This window comes from Streptomyces sp. NPDC028331, assembly GCF_055565775.1.
Genome location: NZ_JBVHTR010000002.1, coordinates 352,662 through 377,364, shown reverse-complemented (window position 1 = coordinate 377,364; position 24,703 = coordinate 352,662). Strand labels below are relative to the sequence as shown.

General features: G+C 71.8%; 22 protein-coding genes and 1 tRNA gene. 13 read left to right on the top strand and 10 right to left on the bottom strand.

The genetic code is table 11. The annotated features are described in order from the left end of the window. Positions 1-98: 98 nt before the first annotated feature. The 5 genes from ACZ4SW_RS03770 to ACZ4SW_RS03750 all read left to right on the top strand — a co-directional run bounded on the left by ACZ4SW_RS03770 (position 99) and on the right by ACZ4SW_RS03750 (position 4,025). Entirely contained in the window at positions 99-1,523 is a 1,425-nt protein-coding gene (locus tag ACZ4SW_RS03770) for a type III PLP-dependent enzyme domain-containing protein (protein WP_468237444.1), read from the top strand. 233 nt (positions 1,524-1,756) lie between these two features. Continuing rightward, positions 1,757-2,155: a hypothetical protein gene (locus ACZ4SW_RS03765; RefSeq protein ID WP_468237441.1), complete on the top strand. Its 399-nt coding sequence runs from the start codon at positions 1,757-1,759 to the stop codon at positions 2,153-2,155. Beyond that, positions 2,152-3,060, top strand: a complete 909-nt coding sequence (locus ACZ4SW_RS03760) for a transcriptional regulator (RefSeq protein ID WP_468237439.1) — start codon at positions 2,152-2,154, stop codon at positions 3,058-3,060. Before ACZ4SW_RS03765 ends, ACZ4SW_RS03760 begins: the two co-directional genes overlap by 4 nt. Before the next feature lie 43 nt (positions 3,061-3,103). Continuing rightward, positions 3,104-3,634, top strand: coding sequence for a roadblock/LC7 domain-containing protein (locus tag ACZ4SW_RS03755; protein WP_468237437.1), 531 nt, complete (start codon positions 3,104-3,106; stop codon positions 3,632-3,634). 16 nt (positions 3,635-3,650) lie between these two features. Next, positions 3,651-4,025, top strand: a complete 375-nt coding sequence (locus ACZ4SW_RS03750) for a roadblock/LC7 domain-containing protein (protein WP_468237435.1) — start codon at positions 3,651-3,653, stop codon at positions 4,023-4,025. A 19-nt stretch (positions 4,026-4,044) separates the two neighbouring features. Here ACZ4SW_RS03750 and ACZ4SW_RS03745 read toward each other — a convergent pair whose 3' ends face one another. After that, entirely contained in the window at positions 4,045-4,629 is a 585-nt protein-coding gene (locus tag ACZ4SW_RS03745; protein ID WP_468237433.1) for a hypothetical protein, read from the bottom strand. Positions 4,630-4,732: 103 nt separating this feature from the next. Next, a complete protein-coding gene (locus ACZ4SW_RS03740) occupies positions 4,733-5,575 on the bottom strand; it encodes a MurR/RpiR family transcriptional regulator (protein ID WP_468237430.1) in 843 nt (280 codons plus the stop codon). A gap of 215 nt (positions 5,576-5,790) precedes the next feature. Between ACZ4SW_RS03740 and ACZ4SW_RS03735 the strand changes: the two genes are divergently transcribed. After that, positions 5,791-6,222, top strand: a complete 432-nt coding sequence (locus ACZ4SW_RS03735; RefSeq protein ID WP_468237427.1) for a hypothetical protein — start codon at positions 5,791-5,793, stop codon at positions 6,220-6,222. A 456-nt stretch (positions 6,223-6,678) separates the two neighbouring features. On the opposite strand, the gene ACZ4SW_RS03730 is transcribed toward ACZ4SW_RS03735, so the two are convergent. Continuing rightward, positions 6,679-8,067 (bottom strand): cystathionine beta-synthase, encoded by a 1,389-nt coding sequence (locus ACZ4SW_RS03730; protein WP_468237424.1) that lies wholly within the window; start codon positions 8,065-8,067, stop codon positions 6,679-6,681. Positions 8,068-8,263: 196 nt separating this feature from the next. Here ACZ4SW_RS03730 and ACZ4SW_RS03725 point away from each other — a divergent pair, with 196 nt between their 5' ends. The 3 genes from ACZ4SW_RS03725 (at position 8,264) to ACZ4SW_RS03715 (ending at position 11,900) form a co-directional block, all read left to right on the top strand. Further along, a complete protein-coding gene (locus tag ACZ4SW_RS03725) occupies positions 8,264-9,298 on the top strand; it encodes an SGNH/GDSL hydrolase family protein (RefSeq protein ID WP_468237421.1) in 1,035 nt (344 codons plus the stop codon). Positions 9,299-9,617: 319 nt separating this feature from the next. Then, complete coding sequence (locus ACZ4SW_RS03720) at positions 9,618-10,835, top strand: acetyl-CoA C-acetyltransferase (protein ID WP_468237419.1); 1,218 nt, start codon at positions 9,618-9,620, stop codon at positions 10,833-10,835. Positions 10,836-11,102: 267 nt separating this feature from the next. Continuing rightward, positions 11,103-11,900 carry a hypothetical protein gene (locus ACZ4SW_RS03715; protein WP_468237416.1) on the top strand — a complete coding sequence of 266 codons (798 nt, stop codon included), beginning with the start codon at positions 11,103-11,105 and terminating at the stop codon, positions 11,898-11,900. A gap of 156 nt (positions 11,901-12,056) precedes the next feature. Here ACZ4SW_RS03715 and ACZ4SW_RS03710 read toward each other — a convergent pair whose 3' ends face one another. Continuing rightward, complete coding sequence (locus ACZ4SW_RS03710; protein ID WP_468237414.1) at positions 12,057-12,368, bottom strand: hypothetical protein; 312 nt, start codon at positions 12,366-12,368, stop codon at positions 12,057-12,059. Between the two features lie 101 nt (positions 12,369-12,469). On the opposite strand from ACZ4SW_RS03710, the gene ACZ4SW_RS03705 reads away from it, so the two are divergent. Further along, a complete protein-coding gene (locus ACZ4SW_RS03705) occupies positions 12,470-12,697 on the top strand; it encodes a DUF4287 domain-containing protein (RefSeq protein WP_200420627.1) in 228 nt (75 codons plus the stop codon). Between the two features lie 73 nt (positions 12,698-12,770). Here ACZ4SW_RS03705 and ACZ4SW_RS03700 read toward each other — a convergent pair whose 3' ends face one another. Together ACZ4SW_RS03700 and ACZ4SW_RS03695 are read right to left on the bottom strand one after the other, a co-directional pair. Beyond that, positions 12,771-13,673 carry a Bax inhibitor-1/YccA family protein gene (locus ACZ4SW_RS03700; protein ID WP_468237411.1) on the bottom strand — a complete coding sequence of 301 codons (903 nt, stop codon included), beginning with the start codon at positions 13,671-13,673 and terminating at the stop codon, positions 12,771-12,773. Between the two features lie 322 nt (positions 13,674-13,995). After that, the gene (locus ACZ4SW_RS03695) at positions 13,996-15,171 is read right to left on the bottom strand and encodes a 4-hydroxybenzoate 3-monooxygenase (RefSeq protein ID WP_468237409.1); all 1,176 of its coding nucleotides are present in this window, start codon (positions 15,169-15,171) and stop codon (positions 13,996-13,998) included. 293 nt (positions 15,172-15,464) lie between these two features. Here ACZ4SW_RS03695 and ACZ4SW_RS03690 point away from each other — a divergent pair, with 293 nt between their 5' ends. Next, the gene (locus ACZ4SW_RS03690; protein ID WP_468237407.1) at positions 15,465-15,947 is read left to right on the top strand and encodes a hypothetical protein; all 483 of its coding nucleotides are present in this window, start codon (positions 15,465-15,467) and stop codon (positions 15,945-15,947) included. Positions 15,948-16,148: 201 nt separating this feature from the next. Here the strand turns inward: ACZ4SW_RS03690 and ACZ4SW_RS03685 are convergent, their stop codons facing one another. After that, the gene (locus tag ACZ4SW_RS03685; protein ID WP_468237405.1) at positions 16,149-17,369 is read right to left on the bottom strand and encodes an FG-GAP-like repeat-containing protein; all 1,221 of its coding nucleotides are present in this window, start codon (positions 17,367-17,369) and stop codon (positions 16,149-16,151) included. 188 nt (positions 17,370-17,557) lie between these two features. Then, positions 17,558-17,644 (bottom strand) — tRNA-Leu (locus tag ACZ4SW_RS03680). A gap of 417 nt (positions 17,645-18,061) precedes the next feature. Here ACZ4SW_RS03680 and ACZ4SW_RS03675 point away from each other — a divergent pair. Both ACZ4SW_RS03675 and ACZ4SW_RS03670 read left to right on the top strand, forming a co-directional pair. Then, complete coding sequence (locus ACZ4SW_RS03675; protein ID WP_468237402.1) at positions 18,062-18,880, top strand: ABC transporter ATP-binding protein; 819 nt, start codon at positions 18,062-18,064, stop codon at positions 18,878-18,880. 111 nt (positions 18,881-18,991) lie between these two features. After that, positions 18,992-21,520, top strand: coding sequence for an ABC transporter permease (locus tag ACZ4SW_RS03670; RefSeq protein WP_468237400.1), 2,529 nt, complete (start codon positions 18,992-18,994; stop codon positions 21,518-21,520). Positions 21,521-21,584: 64 nt separating this feature from the next. On the opposite strand, the gene ACZ4SW_RS03665 is transcribed toward ACZ4SW_RS03670, so the two are convergent. Together ACZ4SW_RS03665 and ACZ4SW_RS03660 are read right to left on the bottom strand one after the other, a co-directional pair. After that, the gene (locus ACZ4SW_RS03665) at positions 21,585-22,880 is read right to left on the bottom strand and encodes a class I SAM-dependent methyltransferase (RefSeq protein ID WP_468237397.1); all 1,296 of its coding nucleotides are present in this window, start codon (positions 22,878-22,880) and stop codon (positions 21,585-21,587) included. Positions 22,881-23,086: 206 nt separating this feature from the next. Further along, the gene (locus ACZ4SW_RS03660; protein ID WP_468237394.1) at positions 23,087-24,469 is read right to left on the bottom strand and encodes an NAD(P)/FAD-dependent oxidoreductase; all 1,383 of its coding nucleotides are present in this window, start codon (positions 24,467-24,469) and stop codon (positions 23,087-23,089) included. Positions 24,470-24,703: the final 234 nt, after the last annotated feature.

Genomic DNA, 24,703 nt, shown 5'->3' with positions numbered 1-24,703 from the left:
TGTGTTGCAGTGGTTATTCACATCCTGACCATCTGAATAGAACTAGTCAATACGTCCTTGCGCCAGCGGGGCGGGGACCGGAGTGTTTGGCTGGAGGCATGACCGCACACGGTGACACGGGGACGGGGGACGCGGTGGACACGAGGAGCATCGGGGCGGCGGGACACGGCACCGGGGACGGGCGCCCCGGTGACGCCGAGCGGGTGGCGCGGCGGGACGAGGCCGTACGGGCCGCCGTCGAGCGGGGGCTGCCGGGGCCGGACACGCCCCTCGTCGGCCTGCTGGACGTCGTGGGCATCCGGGACTCGGCAGCGGCGCTGCGGGCCGCCTTCGACGCGGTGGTGGCGCCGGGCACGCCGGTGCTGCACGCGTTCGCGGTGAAGGCGACACCGCTGGTGCCGGTGGTGCGGCTGCTGCGGGAGGCCGGCCTCGGCGCCGAGGTGGCGAGCCCCGGCGAGATGGCGCTGGCCCGGGCGGCCGGGGTGGCGCCGGAGCGGATCGTGCTGGACTCGCCCGCCAAGACGGCGGCCGAGCTGCGCCAGGCGCTGGAGCTGGGCGCCGCGGTGAACGTGGACAGCCCGCAGGAGCTGGCGCGGCTCGACGAACTGGTCCGCACGGTCAGGACGGACTCCCCGCTGGGGATCCGGGTCAATCCGCAGACCGGGGCCGGTTCGATCCAGGCGCTGTCGACGGCGACGGCCACCTCCAAGTTCGGGGTGGGACTGCGGGACGAGGGGGCGCGTGAGTGGGTGGTGCGCGCCTATGCCGAGCGCCCCTGGCTGACGCGGCTGCACGCGCACTCCGGTTCGCAGGGCGTGCCGCTGTCGCTGATGGCGCGGGGCATCGCGGAGACGTATGCGCTGGCCGAGGAGATCAACCGGCACGTCGGGCGCCGGCAGATCGACACGATCGACATCGGCGGCGGGCTGCACGTGAACTTCGGCTCCGATGCGACGACGCCGACGTACGCGCAGTACGCGCGGCTGCTGGCGGAGGCGGTGCCGGGGCTGTTCGACGGGCGGTACGGACTGGTCACGGAGTTCGGGCGGTCGCTGCTGGCCAAGCAGGGGACGCTGGTGGCGCGGGTGGAGTACACCAAGAGCGCGGGCGGCCGGGCCGTCGCGGTCACGCACGCGGGGGTGCAGGTCGCGGTGCGGACGGTGTACGCGCCGACGTCCTGGCCGCTGCGGATCGCCGCCTATGACGCGAAGGGACGCCCCAAGGAGGGCCCCGAGGTGGTGCAGGACGTGGCGGGACCGGCCTGCTTCGCGGGCGACCTGCTGGCCGAGGCGCGGGCGCTGCCCCTGCTGGAACCGGGCGACCACGTGGCGGTGCTCGACACCGGCGCGTACTACTTCGCGCACCACTACGCCTACAACTCCCTCGCCCGGCCAGGGGTGTACGGCTATGCGCCGGACGGGAACGGAGGGATCCGGTTCGCCGTCGTGCGGGAGCCGCAAACGGTCGAGGAGATCGTGGCGGAGTCGGGCGGGGGGCGCTCGGGAGCACTGACGGAGCTCTGAGAGAACCACGCGCCCTCCGGGGCGCCCCCTTCCGATGCACGCGACCCGCATCGTCGCACGTCAGCGAGGAGGAGCCGCACCCACGCCCAACACCGCTGAAATCGGGGTCAGTTGACCCACCTTAGTGGCCCCGCGCATGTTCCACTGGAAAATGCCAGATCCCTCACCCGTCGCGCATACGTTGCGTAGCGTCTGTGTCACTCAGCCGTACCCGAGGCGGGAGGGGAGCCGCTGTGCCCGGAATCGACGAGTGTCTGCTGGAAGCCATGCGCCTGCCCGGGGCCCGGGGTGCCGCGGTGGTCGACTGGACGAGCGGGCTCGCCCTGGGCACGGTCGGCGACGCGCCCGGCGGTGACCACGAGACGACCGCGGCGGAGGCGGCGGAAGTGGCCCGGCTGGCGGCCGAGCACCGTGCGTTCGCCCCGGAGGGGGAGGTCGACTGGTCCGAGGACGCCTGCCCGGTCGAGGACCTGATCATCGCCAACCGGGACAGCTACCACCTGCTCCGCTTCGTCCCGACGACCTTCGACAGCAGCGTGTTCCTGCATCTGTGGCTGGCGCGCGAGGACGGCAACCTCGCCCTCGCCCGCATCCGGCTCGGCGAGATGGCCGGACGGCTGGTGCTGGGATGACGGCCGTCAGAATCCCCTCGCCGCCACCGCTGCCGGTGCGGCAGGGGACACGGATCCCGGGCGGCGGCCTGTCCCCCATGCTCAGCCGGCTCGCCGCCGAGCGGGCCACCGGAGTGCTGATGCGCGAGGGCGGCATGCTCCACCTGCACGAGGGCCGGGTGGTGTACGCGGAGAGCCCCGCGACCCCGGGCCTCGACGCCCTTCTCATCGCGCACGGTGTGCTCGACGAGGCGGGCTGGCGGGAGGCGCTCGCACAGGCGGGCCCGCAGGGGCTGGTGGGCCGGTTCCTGGTCGACAGCGGCCGGATCGGCCAGGGAGCGCTGGAGCTGTGCCATCTGGGGGCGCTGTTCGACGCGGCGTACTTCGTGCTCGGCCCGAGCAGCGCCCCCGCCCGCTTCCGCTACGGCGAGGCCCACTGGCTGGGGCCGGTGCACCCGGTTCCGGTGACCGCGCTCGAACGCGAGACGCTGCGCCGCCGCGCACTGCTCCAGACCATCTGGCCCGACCCGGCCATCGACGAGGCCCCGCTGGTCCGCGCCGGCCGCCCGACGCTCCCTGCGGTCACGCCCCGCCAGGAAGCCGTCCTGGACCGCGTCGACGGCACACGAACGGCGTCGGACATCTCCCGGGCGCTGGGCCGCCCGGCCTTCCACACGCTCGTGGACATAAGGCGTCTGGCAGCGGCGGGCGTCGTATCGGCCACCGTCGCCGCACCCGTGCCCGGACCCGCGCGCACCTCCGCACCGGCACGGGCAGTGGCATCGGCACCCGCACCCGGACTCGCACCCGCACCCTCACCCGCCCCGGGGGACGCACCACCCCCCGCCACCGACCAACTGCTGTTCCACCAAGACCCCCACATCACCTTGCTGAAAAGGCTGAGAGATGCGCTGGAGGCCCTTTGACCGCCCCGCGCGGCAGCGACCTCGCGCCGAGAGGAGACAGCTGATGACAGCCGAGGCGGACGTCCTGGACGAACTCCGCCGACTGAGATCCCGCATCCCCCAGCTCACCGGCTCCCTCGCCGCCAGCGTCGACGGACTCGTGCTCGCCCAGGACGCCCCCGGCGTCGAACCGGAAGGCGTCGCCGCACTCACCGCGGCCGCGCTGGGCGTCGCGGTACGGCTGGCGCAGGCGACGGGACAGGGCGACTTCCGGGAGGTGCTCGTCCGCGGTGTCGACGGCTATGTGGCCACGTACGCCGCGGGCCGCAACGCCGTCCTGACGGTTCTCGCGCAGGACCGCGTCAACGTCGGCCGGCTGCACCTGGAGGGCCGCCGCGCGAGCGCCCGGATCGGCGAACTGGTCGACGAGGCCGCCGCACGCCCCGAGCCTCCGCCGCACCCGCCGCAACCGCCCGCCCCATGGACCCCCACCCAGCCCCCACCCACCAGGCCCGCACCCACGCGGACCCGTACCGCGCGCACCCCCGCGAGCCCACGTCCGGCCGCGAACGCGCGCACCGCCACCGAAAGTTGAAAGGACACACCCCGAAATGGCCAACACCGAAACCGCACTGAAAGAGGCGCTCGCCTCCATCGAGGGTGCGACCGGAGCCGCCCTGGTCGACTACACCAGCGGCATGGCGCTGGGCACGATGGGCGGCAGCAAGAGCTTCGACCTCACCGTCGCGGCCGCCGGCAACACCGACGTGGTACGGGCCAAGCTGCGCACCATGGAGCACCTCGGGCTCAAGGGCCAGATCGAGGACATCCTGATCACGCTGTCCGACCAGTACCACCTGATCCGGCTGCTCACCGGCCGCGGCGGCAACGGCCTGTTCCTCTACCTCGTGCTCGACGCCAAGCGGGCCAACCTGGCGATGGCCCGCCACCAGCTCAAGAAGATCGAGGAGGATCTGGAGGTCTGACCTCCGCCGGGCGGGGCCCCTAAACCAGCTCGGCGGTACGGCGGCGCGCCCCGCCCGGGGCCGCGTCGCCGGCCGCGATGCCGGTGCTGCGGTAGCCCTTGACCGGCTTGCCCGCGGGGCCGCCGCCCCGGCGGCCGAGCCAGTCGACGCGCACCCACAGCAGTACGTCGTCGGCCTTCTCCCGCCGCCCCAGCCAGGCGGCCTTCAGGCGCAGTCCGGCGCCGGCTCCGGCGAGCAGCATGCCCCCGGCGGCGGGCACCGCGAACGCGCTGCCGAGCGCGGCGGCGAAGGCGGCGAGCAGCCACCAGCGGTGCCCGCGCCGCCAGGTGCGGACGGTGACCGAGCGGTCCTGGAGGACGTCGTACTTCCCGGCGCGGGCGGCACCGCGGGCCAGGGCGGTGTACCGCCTGCGGCGGGACCAGGCGACGACGGCGGTCGCGACGATGAACAGCGCGGCCCCGGCCAGGACGCCGATCCGGCGCCCGGTCACACCCGGCGGCAGCACCCCGATGCCGGCCGCGAACACCCCGAGCCACCACAGCGGTGCGGCCCCCGCCCGCACGACGACGGCCACCCGAGCCAGTCCCTGTCCTCCGCGCGCCACGTCCAGCCTCCCGTCTCCTGTTGTGAAGCGCCTCAGTGCAGGAAGGCTAGCGAGGGAACCTGAGACGAGTCTGAAAAAACCGCGCCGCGGCGGGCGGGCCGGGCTACTCGACGAACAGCCCCCGGGCCGCCGCCCGCGCGTCGAACTCCTCCAGGCGTGCCTGGGCGTCCGGCAGGTCGTCGCACATCGCCTCGAGGAGGACCCGGCCGAGGAGCATCGGCGCGCAGGCGGTGTCGAAGGCGAGCCCGGTGCCGACGGCGGCCGGCAGCAGCAGGTCGGACACCTTGGCCACGGGCGCGAACGCCGAGTCGGCGACCGTGACCACCGTCAGGCCCGCTTCCCTGGCGTGCGCCAGCGCGTCCACGACCTCGCGCGGATGACGAGGCAGCGCGAAGCACAGCAACGCGCCGGCGCCCGCCCGTACGGCCGCGTCGATGCGGTCCTGGAGCATCGTGCCGCCCTCGTCGAGCAGCCGTACGTCCGGGTGCACCTTCGCCGCGAAGTACGCGAAGCCGTACGCCTGGGAGGCCGCGGCGCGCAGGCCGAGGACGGGCAGGGGGCGAGAGGCGGCGAGGATCCGGCCGGCCTTGTGCACCGGCTGCGGGTCGGCCAGCGCCTCCGCCAGATGCTTCAGGTTCTCGATCTCGGCCTCGACGGCCTGCTGGTACTCGTTGTACGCCCCGGCCTCCGCCGCCTGTTCCGGGGGCGCGACCTCGCGCAGGTGGCGGCGCAGCGCCGGGTAGCCGTCGAAGCCGAGGGCGACCGCGAAGCGGGTGACGGACGGCTGGCTGACGCCGGCGAGTTCGGCCAGCTCCACGCTCGACAGGAACGGCACGTCGGCGGCCCGTCGCACCATGCTGTGCGCGATGCGCCGCTGGGTCGGCGTGAGCCGGTGTCCCTCGAAGAGCGCCTGCAGCCGCGCCGCAGGGCTGTCGGCCACGCTCATGACGTGCTCCCCCTCCCAGGTCCGTGATCACCGCCCGACTATTCAAGCACCGAGAACCCTGCATGGCGATATGCAAGCCGGTCGTCCGCCGCCGCACCGCGCACGCTCCGGGGCAACCCCTGCGACGGGAACCGCGCCTGCTGCCGGCAGACCCCCGCCGGATCGGGGGGTTGTCCCCAGTGCGCCGGGGCTCCCGCCTCCCTACCGTTGTGCGCATGACCGGAATGGACGCGCGGGACGCCGACCTGAAGAAGGAACTCGACGCCACCTTGCAGGCGCGCAGGGAACTGGGCGAGGAGTACGAGTCGGCGCTGCTCGACTCGTTCCTGGAGAAGGTCGACCAGCGCATCGACGGCGCGATCGACCGCCGGGTGCGGCGGGAGCTGGCCGAGCAGCGGATGGTGGCGGCCCGCGGCGCCCGGTCCCCCCGCGCGACGGACTCCTGGGGCGAGCGCTTCGGCTTCGGCATCGTGTCGCTGGTGGTGGCGATCCCGCTCTCGGCGATCGGCGGCTCCTTCGGAGGCATGTCCGGCCTCCTGGCCGCCTGGCTCGGCATCGTGGGCGTCAACGTGGTCCAGGCCGCCCGCGTCAACCCCGACCTCTTCCGCCGCCGCACGTCGCGGCAGGACGGCGAGTGGGAGGCCTGACCCGCTCAGGCCCGGCGGTACCGCCGGCCTAAGGAGAGAAACAAGCGACGACCACCGCGACCATCGGTCGAGGAACCGCGACGGCGGGCGACCGGGTCGGCGAGAGCGACGCCGGTTCAGGCGCGAGAAGCTTGTGCGCGGGGACCGCCGCACCCCCGTTGCCGGGGGGCGGGACGACGGCGGTCCCCGCGGGGGACGCGGGCCGGGTCAGGGCCGGGCTTGCGCGTCCGTGGCGTCCATGGAGGTCCGGGAGCCGCTCCGGAGGTCCTTGGCGCCGTTCGCTGCCGGCCCGGGCGGGGAGCCGCTCCCGCCGCCTGCCGACATCCCCTAATGTGCCGGACCCGTGTTAAGCGGGTGCTGCGCGGACGTGACGTGCTCGTACCACTTACGAGAAGCCGCTCTGCCCGCGCGTCACCGCAAGTTCCCCGGCGACACGCCCGGTTCACCGGACGTTCGCTACTGCTTTCCCCCCTTGGCCAGGAACGCCAGCAGGTCCTGCCGGCTGACCACTCCGGTCGGCTTGCCCTCGACCAGGACGATCGCCGCGTCGGCCGCGCCCAGCACGGACATCAGGTCCGCGACCGGCTCACCGGAGCCGACCTGCGGCAGCGGCGGAGACATGTGCTTCTCCAGCGGGTCGTCGAGGGAGGCGTGCTTGGTGAACAGGGCGGCCAGCAGCTCACGCTCGACGACCGACCCCACGACCTCGGCGGCCATGACGTCCGGGTGGCCCGCACCCGGCTTGACGATCGGCATCTGCGAGACGCCGTACTCGCGGAGCACCTCGATGGCCTGGCCGACGGTTTCGTCGGGGTGCATGTGGACGAGGGAGGGGATGCCGCCCTCCTTGTCCCTGAGCACGTCGCCGACGCGCGCACTCGGGCCCGTGTCCTCGAGGAAGCCGTAGTCGGCCATCCACTCGTCGTTGAAGATCTTGCTGAGGTAGCCGCGCCCGCTGTCGGGCAGGAGCACCACCACGACGTCGTCCGGCCCGAGCCGCTCGGCGACCCGCAGGGCGGCGACGACGGCCATGCCGCAGGAGCCGCCCACCAACAGGCCCTCCTCCCGGGCCAGCCGCCGGGTCATCTGGAAGGAGTCCTTGTCGGAGACGGCGATGATCTCGTCGGCGACGGTGGGGTCGTACGCGGTCGGCCAGAAGTCCTCGCCGACACCCTCGACCAGGTACGGGCGCCCGGAACCGCCGGAGTAGACGGAACCCTCCGGGTCGGCGCCGACGACCTTGACCCGGCCGTCGCTGACGTCCTTCAGATAGCGGCCGGTGCCGGAGATGGTGCCGCCGGTGCCGACGCCGGCGACGAAGTGGGTGATCTTCCCCTCCGTCTGCTCCCACAGCTCGGGGCCCGTGGAGTGGTAGTGCGACAGGGGGTTGTTGGGGTTGGAGTACTGGTCGGGCTTCCAGGCGCCGGGGGTCTCACGCACCAGCCGGTCGGAGACGTTGTAGTACGAGTCGGGGTGCTCGGGGGCGACTGCGGTCGGGCACACGACCACTTCGGCGCCGTACGCGCGCAGCACGTTGATCTTGTCGGTGGAGACCTTGTCCGGGCAGACGAAGATGCACTTGTAGCCCTTCTGCTGGGCCACGATCGCGAGGCCCACGCCCGTGTTGCCGCTGGTCGGCTCGACGATCGTGCCCCCCGGCTTCAGCTCGCCGCTCTGCTCGGCCGCCTCGATCATGCGCAGGGCGATGCGGTCCTTGACGGAACCGCCGGGGTTGAAGTACTCGACCTTCGCGAGAACGGTCGCCTTGATGCCGGCGGTCACGCGGTTGAGCCTGACCAGCGGGGTGTTGCCGACCAGGCTGATCATCGAGTCGTGGAATTGCACCGTTGTCTCCGGTTGCTGCACAGAAGTGGTCGTGATGGTTCCGCCAGCGTAAGCGCTCGTGGCGCCGCGACGGGTGCTTAAGGGAACGAGCCCTCGGGCCGGGGCCGTCCCGGGCGTTCACATGCCGTTGAGATTGGGCGACGGGGCGTACGGGGCAAGCAGTGGATGTACGGCTACGAGGAGGTGGCGGCGACGCATGTCGAGCATGTCCAGAGCGAGGGTGGCCCGGCGCATCGCGGCGGGTGCGGCGTACGGCGGCGGCGGTATCGGCCTGGTAGGGGCGGCCGCCGTCGGGCTGCTGGTCGCCGAGGTGCAGCTGGCCAAGCGGCATGTGGGCAACGGCCACAGCCCGCATCCGCCGAGCGCGGACGGGCTGTACGGACGCGGTTACAGCGCTCTGGGCGAACCACCGCTGAGGCTGGTCATGCTCGGCGACTCCACCGCCGCGGGGCAGGGCGTGCACCGCTCCCGCCAGACGCCGGGGGCGCTGCTGGCGTCGGGGCTGGCCGCGGTGGCGGAGCGGCCGGTGGAACTGCGCGTCGTCGCCCTTCCGGGGGCGCAGTCGGACGACCTGGACCGTCAGGTGGCGCTGACGCTCGAGGACCAGGAGCGTATCCCGGACGTCTGCGTGATCATGATCGGCGCGAACGACGTGACGAACCGGATGCCGCCGACGCGGTCGGTGCGCTATCTGTCGGCGGCGGTGCGGCGCCTGCGCACGGCCGGCGCGGAGGTCGTCGTCGGCACCTGTCCCGACCTGGGCACGATCGAGCCGGTGCAGCAGCCGCTGCGGTGGCTGGCCCGCCGGGCGTCCCGGCAACTGGCCGCGGCGCAGACGATCGGCGTCGTCGAGCAGGGCGGGCGCACCGTGTCCCTGGGCGACCTGCTGGGCCCGGAGTTCGAGGCGAACCCGCGGGAGCTGTTCGGCCCCGACAACTACCACCCCTCGGCGGAGGGGTACGCCACGGCGGCGATGGCGGTCCTGCCGACGGTGTGCGCCGCGCTCGGCCTGTGGCCGGCGGAGGAGGAGCGCCCGGACGCCTCCCGCCGCGAGGGCTTCCTGCCGGTGGCCCGGGCCGCGGCGGAGGCCGCGGACGAGGCGGGCACGGAGGTCGCGGCCGCGATGCCGACGGGTCCGCGGGGACCGTGGGCCCTGCTCAAGCGCCGCCGTCGCCGCCGCCTGCCCACCCCGGAGGTCACGCCGTCCACGGCCCCGGAACCGTCCGTGTGACGCCGGGGTGCGCCCCGCGCCCCGGCGTCAGGGGGGCGGGGCCGTGTCGAGATGCGGCTCCGCCGCGTGGGCGGGACCGCCCGCGAACGGCCCGCGGCCGCCGACCCCGCCGACGCTTCCCGCCTGCCCGCGCATACGCCAGGGGCGGCACCGGCGCGGCACCCCCGCCCACCCGCGCCGTTCCGAGCGGAACCGCCGAGGAACCAAGCAAGCGCTTAGAAAATTGCGGCCGGAGTCACACGCCCATGCCCGTGACCTCCACCATACGTACGGGTAACTTCGCCCACAGCCCTGCTCACCCTCGCGCAATGGAGCCGTGATGCCCGAAGCCGTCATCGTCTCGACCGCCCGTTCCCCGATCGGCCGTGCCTTCAAGGGCTCCCTGAAGGATCTCCGCCCGGACGACCTCACCGCCACGATCATCCAGGCCGCCCTCGACAAGGTCCCCGCCCTGGACCCGAAGGACATCGACGACCTGATGCTCGGCTGCGGCCTCCCCGGCGGCGAGCAGGGCCACAACCTCGGCCGTGTCGTGGCCGTGCAGATGGGGATGGACCACCTCCCCGGCTGCACCATCACCCGGTACTGCTCCTCCTCCCTCCAGACCTCCCGCATGGCTCTGCACGCCATCAAGGCCGGCGAGGGCGACGTCTTCATCTCCGCGGGCGTCGAGATGGTCAGCCGCAGCGTCAACGGCACGTCCGACACCCCCGAGACCCACAACCCCCTCTTCGCCGAGGCCGAGGCCCGTACCGCGGCCGTCGCCGAGTCCGAGGGCGCCGACTGGCACGACCCGCGCGAGGACGGCCTGCTCCCCGACCCGTACATCGCGATGGGCCAGACCGCCGAGAACCTCGCCCGCCTGAAGGGCGTCACCCGCGAGGAGATGGACGAGTTCGGCGTCCGCTCGCAGAACCTCGCCGAGCAGGCCATCGCCAAGGGCTTCTGGGAGCGCGAGATCACCCCGGTGACCCTCCCGGACGGCACCGTCGTCAGCAAGGACGACGGGCCGCGTCCCGGGGTGACCCTGGAGGGCGTCGCCGGCCTCAAGCCCGTCTTCCGCCCCGACGGCCGTGTCACCGCGGGCAACTGCTGCCCCCTCAACGACGGCGCCGCGGCCCTGGTCATCATGAGCGACACCAAGGCCCGGGAGCTGGGGCTCACGCCGCTCGCCCGGATCGTCTCCACGGGCGTGTCCGGCCTGTCCCCCGAGATCATGGGCTACGGGCCCGTCGAGGCCAGCAAGCAGGCCCTGCAGCGCGCCGGTCTCACCATCGACGACATCGACCTCGTCGAGATCAACGAGGCCTTCGCCGCCCAGGTGATCCCGTCCTACCGCGACCTGGGCATCCCGCTGGAGAAGCTGAACGTCAACGGCGGCGCCATCGCCGTCGGCCACCCCTTCGGCATGACCGGCGCCCGCATCACCGGCACCCTGATCAACTCGCTCCAGTGGCACGACAAGCAGTTCGGCCTGGAGACGATGTGCGTGGGCGGCGGCCAGGGCATGGCCATGGTCATCGAGCGCCTGAGCTGACCTAGCCCGCGCCGCCCGGCGCAACGGCCCGGAACCCTGTCGTCCGCAAGATCCGTCAGGGTTTCGGGCCGATTTGTGATCGAATCTCCCCCAGGATGTGACCTATCTCCCTCGGAAAGGGATTTATGCAGGTCAGGGTGGCCGGGCCGGTAAACACCGGGGGCGGTTCCATGTCCGTTTCGTGACGTTACGCACTGACAGCAGGTTAGTCCGCCCTTCAAGCTGATGTAGGAAGTCGGGGGCCGACCTTGAACCAGGAGTACGTCAGTGAGCGCCATGCCGATTGCTCTGCTGCTCACCACCGCCGCGACCGCGGGCGTGGGCGTCGCCGTCCTGTGCAGCGTGCGGGCGCTGCGCCGGCAGGTCGCGGCGCTGCACACCGAGCTCGCCGAGAGCCGGGCCGCGCAGGCGCGCGGGCTGGTGCCCGCCGCCCGCACCCCCGCCGACGCGGAGGAGATACGCGCCGCTGTGGCCGAGGCGCTGGCGGAGGAGCGGGAGCGTGAGCTGGCCGAGGCGCGTGCCTTCTGGGCCGCCCAGGAGGCACGCGACATTGCGGACGCGCCCAGCCTGTTCGGTCTGCCCGACGGTGAGCTGTTCCTGCCCCGTCCCGCGGACTTCGCGGGCCTCGAGCACGACAGCCTGGAGCCGGTGACCGAGGCCGGCGCCGACGAGGCGGAGTTCCCCGGGGACTCCCCCGAGCTGGCCGCCGCCCGCCGCCGCCACCCCTCGCACCCCGACTTCGTCCCGGGCCCGTCCCCCGTCGCGGGCGACCACGAGCGCACGGTCGCCTGCCTGGAGAGGCTGGCCGACGCCGGCATCGAACTCGCCGACGTCCGCCCGGGCCCGCTGGGCACCCTGGACGTGTACGTCTTCGCGGACGGTACGACGCTGTGCATGACCCCGGGCCACCGGGAGACCGCGGAGCGCCTGGCCGCGGCCCTGACCGCGGGCCACGCGCCGGTCCTGCTCGGCGGCTCGGCCCTCTCGGGCGCGTACGCACTCACGTTCGCGTGCGGCGAGGAGACCGTCTACGTCCTCGCGGACCGCGTCATCGCGTCCCTGTAGCCGCGGCATCGCGTTCCTGTAGTCCCGGCATCGCGTCCCTGTAGTCGCGGCGTCACGCCAGCGCGGCGTCGCGACATCACGGCGTCACGGTGGCATCGCGCCCTCGCGCCCTCGCGCCCTCAGGACGGAATCGCCCGGGGCAGCGGGCATCGGCCCTCACACCCCGGCGCGTTTCTGTGCCTCCTCCACCAGCGCCACCGCCTCGGCGAGTTCCCTCTCGTCACGCAGGACCAGGGCGAGATCGTGTCCGGCGACCGTGATCTGGTCGGCGGCCGCGAACATGCCCGCGTCCGGCATCTCCCGCGGCTCCGCCGAGGGGTCCTCCAGAAGCTGGGCACGACGCGCCAACTCCCTGGCGAGCGCGAGCGCTTCGGCCGCCGCGCCCCGTTGCAGCCGGCTCTGTGGAGCGGCCCGCAACCGGTCGGCGAAGTGATCCACGGCCCGGGTCAAAGGCGTCGTATCAAGCACGCGGCGAGCGTACGCGTCGCGGCAGCACTGTTGCCAACAGGCGAACGCTCAGGCACGGTGACCTGAAGGACCGGCTTCATCGAGTGCGTCCGGAGGCGCCGATGTCCCAAGTCTTCTCCGAGGAGACCCATCGCAATCTGCTCGCCCGCATCCCCCACTGCACCGGTCGTGAAGTCTCCGACTGGTTGCGAACCGTCGACGAAGGCCCCGCCCTCTGCTTCGAGGAGAAGGTCAGCTGGCTTCGGCACGAGCACAATCTCGCGTACGGCCACGCCAAGGCGATCATCCACGAGTACGACCTGAGGAGGGCCGCGCGCAAACTCATGTGAGCCGCGCACAGTGAAAGGGCCCGTGAACATCCGTTCACGGGCCCTTCAAGGTGCCGGGAGCGCCCGGCGGCGACTAGTCGTTGCTACTGAAGATCGCGACGAGCCGCAGCATCTCCACGTAGATCCACACGAGGGTCATGGTCAGGCCGAACGCCGCCAGCCAGGCCTCCTCGCGCGGCGCCCCGTACGCGATCCCGTCCTCGATCTGCTTGAAGTCGAGGGTCAGGAAGAACGCGCCGAGCAGGATCGCGATGACGCCGACCAGCGCGCCCAGCGGGCCCATGCTGCGCAGACCGCCGTCCGGCGCGACGCCGAACGCGACCAGCAGCAGGTTGACCGCCATCGTCAGGACGAAGGCGATGGCGATGGCCATGCCGATCCGGGCGTACCGGGCGGTGACGCGGATCCAGCCCGCCCTGTAGACGAGCAGGGTGGCGCCGGAGACCGCCATCGTGCCGAGCACGGCCTGGAACGGTGCGCCGTGCCACTGCGCGTTGTACATCTCGCTGATGACGCCGAGGAAGACACCCTCGAAGGCGGCGTACCCCAGGATCAGCGCGGGCGACGGCGTGCGCTTGAAGGACTGCACCATCGCCAGGACGAACGCGACCAGCGCGGAACCGAACGCGAGGCCGAAGCTGGTGGATGAGACCGGCAGCAGCGCCCAGGCGAGGATCGCGCCGACGGCGACCGTGCCCAGCGTCATCGCCGAGCGCATGACGACGTCGTCCATCGTCATCCGGCCGGGGGTGGCCGGGGCCTGCGGCGGGGCACCGTACTGCGTCTGCTGTCCGTACGGGTTCTGGGCGTAAGGGTTCTGCGCGTAGGGGTTGCCGCCCGCGTAAGGGTTCTGCGCGTACGGGTTGCCCTGCGTGCCGACGGCGGCTCCCCCGGCCTGCGGCGCGGTGTTGAAGCCCGCGTAGCCGTTGTCGCGGCTGAACCCCCGTCGCGAGAAGACCGGGTTGCTGCTCCTCATTTCACTCCTCCATGACCACCCTGCGTGGCCTTGGCTCAAGAGTAATGGACTGGCAAAGAATTGGCCCTACTGCTTGAGGAGGATCTTTCCCTCCTCCTCGCGCGCAACACGCTACGCGCTGGTGTGATTCCCGGCGAGGAACCGTCTCATCCATGACCGAGCCGGTACAGAGTCGAGACCGGTCACTGACCACCCGGGCGGCCGCCGCGCCTTCTGCGCCCGGACGGGTGACGCCCCCGGACGCCGTCGCCGGATTTCGATTTCACCCCGGACTCCACCCCGGCCCTCACGCCGGTCCTCACGGCGGCCCTCACGCCGGCCCTCACCCCAGCGGAAAGCCCGTGTACCCGTCGGCGAGGTCGGTCTCGGCGGCGCGCGAGGTGGTGAGCCGTTCCAGCCGGGCCAGTTGGATGCGGTCGTCGAACGGCGTGGCGTCCGGGGCGCGGTGCAGCAGCGTGGTCATCTCGTACGAGAACCGCTCGGCCTGCCAGACGCGGCGCAGGCAGGTCTCGGAGTACGCGTCGAGCAGCTCGCCGGAGCCCGTCTCCTGCCGGTGCGTCAGGGCCCGCGCGAAGGTGACGACGTCCCCGACGGCGAGGTTGAGCCCCTTGGCGCCGGTGGGCGGCACGATGTGGGCGGCGTCCCCGGCGAGGAAGAGCCGGCCGTGGCGCATCGGCTCGTGGACGTAACTGCGCATCGGGGTCACCGACTTGGAGGTGATGGGACCCCGGGCGAGTGTCCAGGCGTCGGCGGTCTCGAAGCGGCGCTCCAGCTCGTCCCAGATCTCCTCGTCGGCCCAGTCCTCGGCGTCCGTGCCGGCCGGCACCTGGAGGTAGAGGCGGGAGACGGACGGGGAGCGCATGCTCAGCAGGGCGAAGCCGCGGTCGTGGCGGGCGTAGACGAGTTCGTCGTGCGAGGGCGCGACGTCGGCGAGGATGCCGAGCCAGCCGAACGGGTACGTACGTTCGAAAATACGGGACACCCCGGCGGGGATCGCCTTGCGGGAGACGCCCCAGAAGCCGTCGCACCCCACGACGTACTCGCACTCCAAGACGTCCTCGCGCCCTTCGCGCCGGAAGCGCACCCGCGGGCTGTCACCGTCGGCGCCCTCGACGGCGAGCGCCTCGGCCTCGAACAGCAGCGGCCCGCCCTCCTTGAGCTGGAGCGCGATGAGGTCCTTGCAGACCTCGGTCTGGGCGTACACCATCACGGAGCGGCCGCCGGTCAGGGCGGGGAAGTCGACGCGGTGGCGGCGGCGCGCGAACCGCAGCTCGATCCCGTCGTGCCGCAGCCCCTCGCGGTCCATGCGGTCGCCCGCCCCGGCGGCCCGCAGCACGTCGACGGACCCCTGCTCCAGGATCCCGGCGCGCTGCCGCCGCTCGACGTAGGCCCGGTCGCGGGCCTCCAGCACGACCGAGTCGATGCCCGCGTTGTGCAGCAGCCGCGCGAGCAGCAGCCCGGCGGGTCCCGCTCCGATGATGCCGACGGTGGTACGCATCCCGACGCCCCTTCGCGCTCGTACGATCCCCGGTCGCCGCCGAGTCCGGTCTCCGTGCGGCTGTTCGTGTAGTGAAACTTCCTTCACCACATGGTGGTGAGAGTTTCCGGCCGCGCGGCTCTCCTGTCAACGACACGATGGCCCGCGCCGGGCATCCGCCCCCTGCCGAGGGTGCCGCCTCCGAAGCGCGCCGGAGCCACCGTTCGGCTCATCAGCGGTGGTGGGCCGCGTCGGCCGTGACCAAGGTGGAGCTGGCGGGGCGTGGGCAGAAAGCGAAGGCCGGGAGGACGCGCGTGGTACTCGATGAGGTCCAGCTGCTCAAGGCTGGGGAGCAGCGGCTCGAGGACATCTTCCGGACGAGTCCGCCCGGCGAGATCCCGAGGGGTCCGCTGGAGGGCACGGCGATCCTGCCGTGGGCCGGATCGGCGGGAGCCCGGTTGCTCGCCGTGTTCGTGAGCCTCGGTGTGTGGCGGGGCAAGGTCTTCAGCCCGGACGGCCATCTGAGCAACCGGCTCACGCCGCTCGACGTGCTCGCCGTCGTCGCGAAGGTCGGAGTGGGGCCGAGCCTGCTGGACGCCGGGGACTGCATCGTCATCGACTACTCGCGGACGTCCCTGCTGGCCATGGGCGTACGGGACGAGGTGCGCCAGGTGGCCCCGAACCTGTACCTGGGCATCGTCTGGCTGTTCGGCCACAAGGTCGGCTGGTTCTCGCTGCGGTTGCCGGCAGCCGAGTCCCCGAAGCCCGAGACCCCCCTCGACGAAACGTATCTCTGACCACCGGCCCCTGACGCCGCCCGGGTATCGGGCGCAGGCGGACCGGCCGGTGTGCCGTGCTCGGTGGAGCCGTGGCGCGCGGCCGCGTCCGCCTCAGCGCCTCACCGCCGCAGCGGCCGTCGTCCCACTGCGCTCGTGCGCGAGAACCCGACGGTGCTGCGGCGGCTCCGGTCAGGCGTCAGCCGCCTGTCGTGGTGCGGTCTAGCAGAAGCCGTTGAGGCCCCACCACTCGCCGTCGGTCCGCTCGCTGCCCGACAGCAGGCCGTTGCCCAGTCCGCGGTAGGCGACCAGCCAGCCCGGGTTGCCCTGGTAGCCGTCGATCTTGTACTTCTCGTTGGTCACGGCGACGAGGTCGGGACGTCCGTCGCCGGAGAAGTCACCGTTCGCGATGAGGTTCGCCATGGCGTTCCAGCCGCCGTTGCCGACCAGGACGCGCCCGCCGAGGGCGGCGGAGCGGCCCGGGTAGAGCCACAGCCTGCCGGTGGACGCCTCGCGGGCGTAGAGGTCGGGGCGACCGTCGCCGTTCATGTCGCCCACGCCCACGAGGGCGTTCATGGCGTTCCAGCCACCCGCTCCGACGAGCTTGCGGGAGCCGAGCGTTCCGGTGGAGGTGCCGGGATACAGGTACAGCTTGCCCGTGCCCTTCTCGACGGCGATCAGGTCGGAGCGGCCGTCACCGGTCAGGTCGCCGAGGGCGGTGATGTTGCTCATGCCGTTCCAGCCGCCGTTGCCGATCAGCTTGCGCGTGCCGAGGGAACCGTCGCCGGTGCCCGGGTAGAGCCACAGCCTGCCGGTGGACGCCTCGCGGGCGATGACGTCCTCGCGGCCGTCACGGCTGAAGTCGCCGTGCCGGGTGAGGACGTTCATGCCGTTCCAGCCGCCGTTGCCGACGAGCCGGCCCGTGGCGTCGCCCGGAGTGAACCACAGCCGCCCGGCCTTGTCGCGGACGATCACGTCGGCCTTGCGGTCACCGTTCATGTCGCCGAACCCCAGGGCCTTGGCGGAGGTCTCGGAGACCCAGCGCGGGTAAGCGGGCTGGCTGCACTCGCGTTCGGTGCGGACGAACTTGATCGAACTGGTGGTCGCGACCGGCTCCCCGTTGAGCTCGCCGGGCGTGTTCGGCTCCTGGGGCCAGTAACCGCCCGACGGTACGTAGTTCTTGTCCTCGTAGACGCAGGCGATCGAGGTCGTGCGGTTGACGTACGAGCGGATCCTGTCGTCCCAGCTGCCCAGGTCCGCGACGTTCTTGTTGGTCTTGTACATCTGCCCGGTCGCGTTGTCGCCCGACCAGCCGCAGAAGTAGCCCGCCGGGCAGTCGTACGAGTCGGCGGCCGCCGGAGCGGCGTTCACGGCGGCCAGGCCACTACCGGCGAGCACGACCCCGGCAAACGTCGCCACGCCCCGGTTGAAGCGGTTCCCCATCTGTTGTTTTTCCCTCCCCTTGACCTTCGCCGGCAGCCTACCCACCGACTCCGACAAGGAGCTACCGGTGGTGGCGTCGACGAGGTCGGCCGGCAGAGGAGCGCAGGTGACCGTGGGCCCGCCGGCGTGTATGGGGGAGGGTTGCCGCGCGGCGGCGTTGGGGGGCGAGGAGGTCGCGGTGTACGCGGTGGTGCCCGGAGCCGGACTCGAACCGGCACGCCCGCGAAGGGGCAGCGAGGTTTAAGCTCGCCGTGTCTGCATTCCACCATCCGGGCAGGCCATGGGCCCCGCATCGAGCGCCCCGAGCCTATCGGGACGCATCGCCCGAACAGCGGGTGGGCGATGCGATGTTGTCTTATTTTATTGATGTCTGAGGGTGCATCAGCACTCGGTACAGGCCATCCGCACTTGCCAATAGCCTTTCGGGCAAGCGGGACCCGCGTATGCGAAATGACGGAATTTCACCGCCCTGAAGGACGGGTGTGGGAGCGATTCCGTACAGGGTGAACAACCGCTTTCCCTGTCCAGCGGCTCAGGGGCCGGTCATCCACCAGTGATCAGCGGTCCGTGCCGTCCCGGGTATCAGGGATCGGCGTCATCCCCAGGTATGACACCGGCGGCGGCGATCCGACCGAAGGCTGTCCCGGGAACGGGAACAGCGGGTGACTCCACGGCGGCGTCGGGCCGCGAGGATGAGACACGTCCTCTTCACCGTCGCCGTCCCGACAGGAGCACCTCCCGTGACCAGCACCTCCCTCGCCGACCGGACCACCGCCGTGGCCGCCCGCGCCACGGATCTGTCGAAGGTCTACGGACAGGGCGAGACCCAGGTGGTGGCCCTGGACCGGGTCACCGTCGACTTCCAGCAGGCCCAGTTCACGGCGATCATGGGGCCCTCGGGCTCCGGCAAGTCGACGCTGATGCACTGCGTCGCCGGGCTCGACTCCTTCTCCTCCGGTTCCGTCCGCATCGGGGACGTCGAGCTGGGGGCGCTGAAGGACAAGCAGCTCACCCGGTTGCGACGGGACAAGATCGGGTTCATCTTCCAGGCGTTCAACCTGCTGCCGACGCTGACCGCACTGGAGAACATCACCCTCCCGATGGACATCGCGGGCCGCAAGCCGGACAAGCAGTGGCTGGACACGGTGATCCAGATGGTCGGTCTGTCGGGGCGGCTGAGCCACCGGCCCGCGCAGCTCTCCGGTGGCCAGCAGCAGCGCGTGGCGGTGGCGCGGGCGCTCGCCTCCAAGCCGGACATCATCTTCGGCGACGAGCCCACCGGGAACCTGGACTCCCGGTCGGGCGCGGAGGTACTGGGCTTCCTGCGCAACTCGGTACGCGAGTTGGGGCAGACGGTGGTGATGGTCACCCACGACCCGGTGGCGGCGGCGTACGCGGACCGGGTGATCTTCCTGGCGGACGGGCGGATCGTGGACGAGCTGCACGGGCCGAGTGCGGAGGGGGTGCTGGACCGCATGAAGCGGTTCGACGCGAAGGGCCGCACCAGCTGACCCTGCCGCGCCCCCTCCGGGCCTCCGCCCCGGACCCCCCTACCGGCCCGCGGCCTCGTCCCCATCGCCGGACGGGCCGAAACCCAGCAACCATCAGCCCTGGACACACACATGTTCCGTACCGCCCTGCGCAACGTGCTCGCGCACAAGGCCAGGCTGCTCATGACCGTGCTCGCCGTGATGCTCGGCGTTGCGTTCGTGTCGGGCACCCTGGTGTTCACCAACACCCTCTCGGACGCCTACCAGAAGAGCTCGGCCAAGGGCTTCGACCACGTGGACGTGGCCATCCAGCCCGACGGCGGCGGCGGCGGGCACGATGTCTCCGGACAGGATCCCGAGCTGACGGCTGCCCTGCTCGGCAAGGTCGCACGGGTCCGCGGCGCCGACAGCGCGATCGGGGTCGTCAACGGGTTCACCGCCATCGCCGACAAGAACGGCAAGCTCATCGGCAACGGCTTCCAGTCCGAGGGCGCGAACTACTGGGGGACCGAGGACCCCCGGTACCCGATCGTCAGCGGGCACGCGCCGAAGGGGCAGGACCAGGTCCTCCTCGACTCCGAGACCGCGAGGCGCGCCGGGTACAAGATCGGCGACACCGTGCGCATGTCCGTCGACGGCCCCGTCCTGACGCCGAAGGTGACCGGCATCTTCACCACCGACGACGGCAACGTCGCCGCCGGCGGCAGCCTCGCCCTGTTCGACACGGCCACCGCCCAGCGCCTGTTCCACAAGGTGGGCTCCTACGACGAGATCGACGTCAAGGCCGCCCCCGGCACCAGCCAGACCGCCCTGCGCGCCGCCGTCGACGCGATCGTGCCGAAGGGCGTCGCCTCCACCACCACCGGCAAGCAGCTCGCCGACGACCAGGCCCGCCAGATCGCCGACGCGACCAGCAGCATGCGCACCGGCCTGCTGGTCTTCGCGGGCATCGCGCTGTTCGTCGGCACGTTCATCATCGCCAACACCTTCACCATGCTGGTCGCCCAGCGCACCAAGGAGCTGGCGCTGCTGCGTGCCGTCGGCGCGTCCCGCCGGCAGGTCACCCGGTCCGTGCTCATCGAGGCGTTCGTGGTCGGCGCGGTCGCGGCCGTCACCGGTCTGCTGGCCGGCATCGGCATCGGGGCGGGGCTGCGGTCCCTGGTGAGCTCCCTCGGCGGAAGCGTCCCGGACGGACCGCTCGTCATCACGCCGGGCACGGTCGTCGCCGCCCTCGCCGTCGGCATCCTGATCACGATGCTGGCCGCCTGGCTGCCGGGCCGCCGCGCCGCGAAGATCCCGCCCGTCGCCGCGATGAGCAGCGTCCACGCCAAGGCCACCACCAAGTCCCTGGTCGTACGGAACACGATCGGCGCCCTGCTCGCCGCGGCGGGCGTCACCACGGTCGTGTACGCCACCACGATGAGCGGCACGGACGGCCAGAAGCCGATGGGCGTCGGCGCCGTGCTCCTCGTCATCGGTGTCTTCGTGCTCACCCCGCTGCTGTCCCGCCCGCTGATCGCGGCCGCCGCGCCCGTCCTGCGCGGCTTCGGGGTCGCCGGGAAACTGGCCCGGCAGAACTCGGTGCGCAACCCGCGCCGTACGGCGGCCACCGCCTCCGCCCTGATGATCGGCCTGACCCTGATCACCGGCCTGACGGTGATGGCGAACAGCGTGCAGCACGGCATCGACAAGATGGCGGCCTCCTCCATCAGGGCGGACTACGTCGTGTCCATGGCGACCGGCAACCTGCTCTCGCCCGAGGTCGAGAAGACGCTGAAGTCCACCGAGGGCGTCACCGCGACCAGCCCCCTGCGCAGTGGGCGTGCCCACATCGACGGCCGGGACGAGTACCTGACCGGCGTCGACGGCGCGACGATCGGCGAACTGGCCGAGCCTACGGTCGACGCGGGCGCCTTCAAGGTGGGCGGCACGCAGGTCGCCGTCGACGACGACACCGCCAAGGCCTACCACTGGACGACCGGTTCACGCTTCACCGTCTCCTACGAGGACGGCGGGAAGCAGCAGTTGACGGTCTCCGGGATCTACCAGGGGACCCGGCTCCTGCGCGGCATCGTCGTGGACACCACGGTGCTCGCCCCGCACCAGCGCCACCCGTCCGACGTGCAGGTCATGGTCAAGACGTCCGGCGGCGCGACGGCCTCCACCAAGGACAGGCTTCAGAAGGCGCTCGGCGACAACCCGGCCATCAAGATCGAGGACCGGAAGGACATCTCCAACGGCATCTCGCAGGTCTTCACACTGCTGCTGAACATGCTCTACGGCCTGCTGGCCATGGCCGTGATCGTCGCCGTCCTCGGCGTCATCAACACCCTCGCCATGTCGGTCTTCGAGCGCTCGCAGGAGATCGGGATGCTCCGCGCCATCGGCCTGGACCGCCGGGGCATCAAGCGGATGGTCCGCCTGGAGTCCCTGGTCATCTCGCTGTTCGGCGGGGTGCTCGGGATCGGGCTCGGGGTGTTCTTCGGCTGGGCGGCCGGTGAGCTGATCGGCTCCTCGATGGCGACGTACCAACTGGTCCTGCCCTGGACCCGGATGGCCGTCTTCCTCCTGCTGGCGGCGGTGGTCGGCGTGCTGGCCGCCCTGTGGCCGGCCCGCCGTGCGGCCCGTCTGAACATGCTGACGGCGATCAAGTCGGAGTAGCGGTCCGCGCGCAAGGGGCCCCGTTCCGCACCGGAACGGGGCCCCTGCGTCGTACGGGTGATGCTCAGGCGCCCCAGGTACGCGCCCGCAGCGGGAGCCCGGACGCGCCCGACTCCGGCGTCCGCACCGCGAGGACCTGGTTGACGCCGATGCGGTTGTGTTCGAAGGCGAGGGCGGAGGCGGCCATGTAGAGGCGCCAGACGCGGGCCCGGCCCGGACCGGTGAGCGCTTGTGCCCGCACCCACTCGGCCTCCAGGTTGGCGACCCACCGGCGCAGGGTGAGGGCGTAGTGCTCGCGCAGGGACTCCACGTCGCGGACCTCGAACCCGGCGCGCTCCAACTGGGTCACCGTGGTGCCGATGGGGGCCAGTTCGCCGTCGGGGAAGACGTAGGCGTCGATGAACGCGTCGACGGAGTACGCGGACTCGTCCTGCTGGGGGCGCCGCGCGATCTGGTGGTTGAGCAGCCGCCCGCCGGGCTTGAGCAGGGCGTACAGGGTGCGGGCGTACTCGAGGTATCTCTCGGCGCCGACGTGCTCGGCCATGCCGATGGAGGAGATGGCGTCGTAGGGGCCGTCGACCACGTCACGGTAGTCCTGCACCCGGATCTCGACGCGGTCGGTGAGGCCCTCGTCGGCGACCCGCTTGCGGGCGTAGGCGGCCTGCTCGTGGGAGAGGGTGACGCCGACGACGCTCACTCCGTGCTCACGGGCGGCGTGGACGGCCATGGAGCCCCAGCCGCAGCCGACGTCGAGGAGGCGCTGACCGGGCTTCAGGCCGAGCTTGCGGCAGACGAGTTCCAGCTTGTCGCGCTGGGCGTCCTCGAGGGTGCCGTCCGGCGACTCCCAGTAGGCGCAGGAGTACACCATGGACGGGCCGAGGACGATCTCGTAGAAGTCGTTGCCGACGTCGTAGTGGTGGCTGATGGCGCGTTTGTCGGTGCGCCGGGTGTGCAGGTGGCCACGGACCCGGCGGACCTCCTCGCGGGGCGGCGGGGGCGGCGGGAAGGGCCCGGCCAGCTTCACGAGCCCGCGGACGGCGGCGCGGACCTCCGGGTCGCGGAGGGCCTGGGTGAGGGTGCGGGCGTCCTCCCCGCGCTCCCAGACCAGGCCGGCCATGAGGTCCAGGGCGGTGTACAGGTCGCCGTCGATGCCCAGTTCCCCGGCGACCCAGGCGCGGACGAGGCCCAGCTCGCCCGGTTTCCACAGCAGACGGCGCAGGGCGCGGCGGTTGCGCACGACGAGGGCGGGAGCTTCCGGAGGCCCTGCCTCGGAACCGTCCCAGGCGCGGATGCGCACCGGGAGCGGGGCTCCCAGGATCTGTTCGACGAGGCTCTTCAGCCGCGGCGCGGCGTCTGCCATGGTGCACACCTCCGTGACGGGGGATCCCGGAATGTCCGACACCACGTAAACATCTGCGGGGCCGGGCCGCAGTCCCCCGTTGGCGTTACGGCTGTGCAAAATGCCTGCGCACATCGCGAAAGGCGGGCGGGGCCCGGCTACGCCGAAGGGGCCGCCCGCACCACGGATGGCGGGCGGCCCCTTCGGGCGCTGTGGCTGACCGGGGGTCAGGAGGCCTTGGCCTTCTCCTCCGGCTTCGACGCGGCGGCGACCGGGGCCGGCTTGGCGGCCTCGTAGAACTCCTCGCGCGGGGACTCGATCGCGCCGAGCGAGACGACCTCGCGCTTGAGGAACATGCCCAGCGTCCAGTCCGCGAAGATACGGATCTTCCGGTTCCAGGTCGGCATGGCCAGACCGTGGTAGCCGCGGTGCATGTACCAGGCGAGACGCCCCTTGAGCTTGATCTTCATCTTGCCCATGACGATCATCGCGACGCCCTTGTGCAGGCCGAGGCCCGCGACCGCGCCCTTGTTGGCGTGGCTGTACTCCTTCTGCGGGAAGCCCCGCATCCCGGAGACCACGTTGTCGCCGAGGACCTTGGCCTGGCGCAGCGCGTGCTGGGCGTTCGGCGGGCACCAGGCGTTCTCCACGCCGGCCTTGCGGGCGGCGAGGTCGGGCACCTGGGCGTTGTCGCCGGCGGCCCAGATGTAGTCCGTGCCCTTGACCTGGAGCGTGGGCTCGCAGTCCACGTGACCGCGCGGGCCGAGCGGCAGGCCGTAGCGGGCGAGCGCCGGGTTCGGCTTGACGCCGGCGGTCCACACGATCGTGTTGGAGTCGACCTCGAGGCCGTTCTTGAGCACCACGTGGCCGTCGACGCAGGACTCCATGGAGGTGGAGAGGTAGACCTCGACGCCGCGGCTCTCGAGGTGCTCCTTGCCGTACTTGCCGAGCTTGGGGCCGACCTCGGGGAGGATCTTGTCGGCGGCGTCGACGAGGATGAAGCGCATGTCCTCACGGGACACGTTCTTGTAGTACTTGGCCGCGTCCCGGGCCATGTCCTCGACCTCGCCGATCGTCTCGGCACCGGCGAAGCCGCCGCCGATGAAGACGAAGGTGAGCGCCTTGCGGCGGATCTCCTCGTCGGTCGTGGAGTCGGCCTTGTCGAGCTGCTCGAGGACGTGGTTGCGCAGGCCGATGGACTCCTCGATGCCCTTCATGCCGATGCCCTGCTCTGCGAGGCCGGGGATCGGGAAGGTGCGGGAGACCGCGCCGAGCGCGATGACCAGGTAGTCGAAGGGCAGCTCGTACGCCTCGCCGACCAGCGGGGCGACGGTTGCGACCTTGCGGTCCTGGTCGATGGTGGTGACCCGGCCGGTGAGGACCTCCGCCTTCGGCAGCACGCGTCGCAGCGGGACGACGACGTGCCGGGGGGAGATGCTGCCGGCGGCGGCTTCGGGGAGGAAGGGCTGGTAGGTCATGTACGAGCGCGGGTCGACGACCGTGACGGTCGCCTCGCCGTAGCGCATCTTCTTCAGAATGCGACGAGCTGCGTACAGGCCTACGTACCCACCGCCTACTACGAGGATCCTGGGACGCTCCGTGGTGCTCATGCCATCGAGTATCCACCCGCCCCCAGGGGGTCGCTCGTGCGCCCCTTCACAAGCATGGGTGGGGTATCTGCTACACTCCGCCGCTCGCGTGACGGAGGTCATGGTGCCGGCCGGCACGGTCCAGGGGGAACTGTCCGTTGTCAAGGCCGCGTGAGCTGCCCTTCCGGGTGCCGGGGCGCGGCGCCGGGGTGCCGTACGGGGCCTGCGCGAGCCCCGCGGGACGCCCTCCGGCAC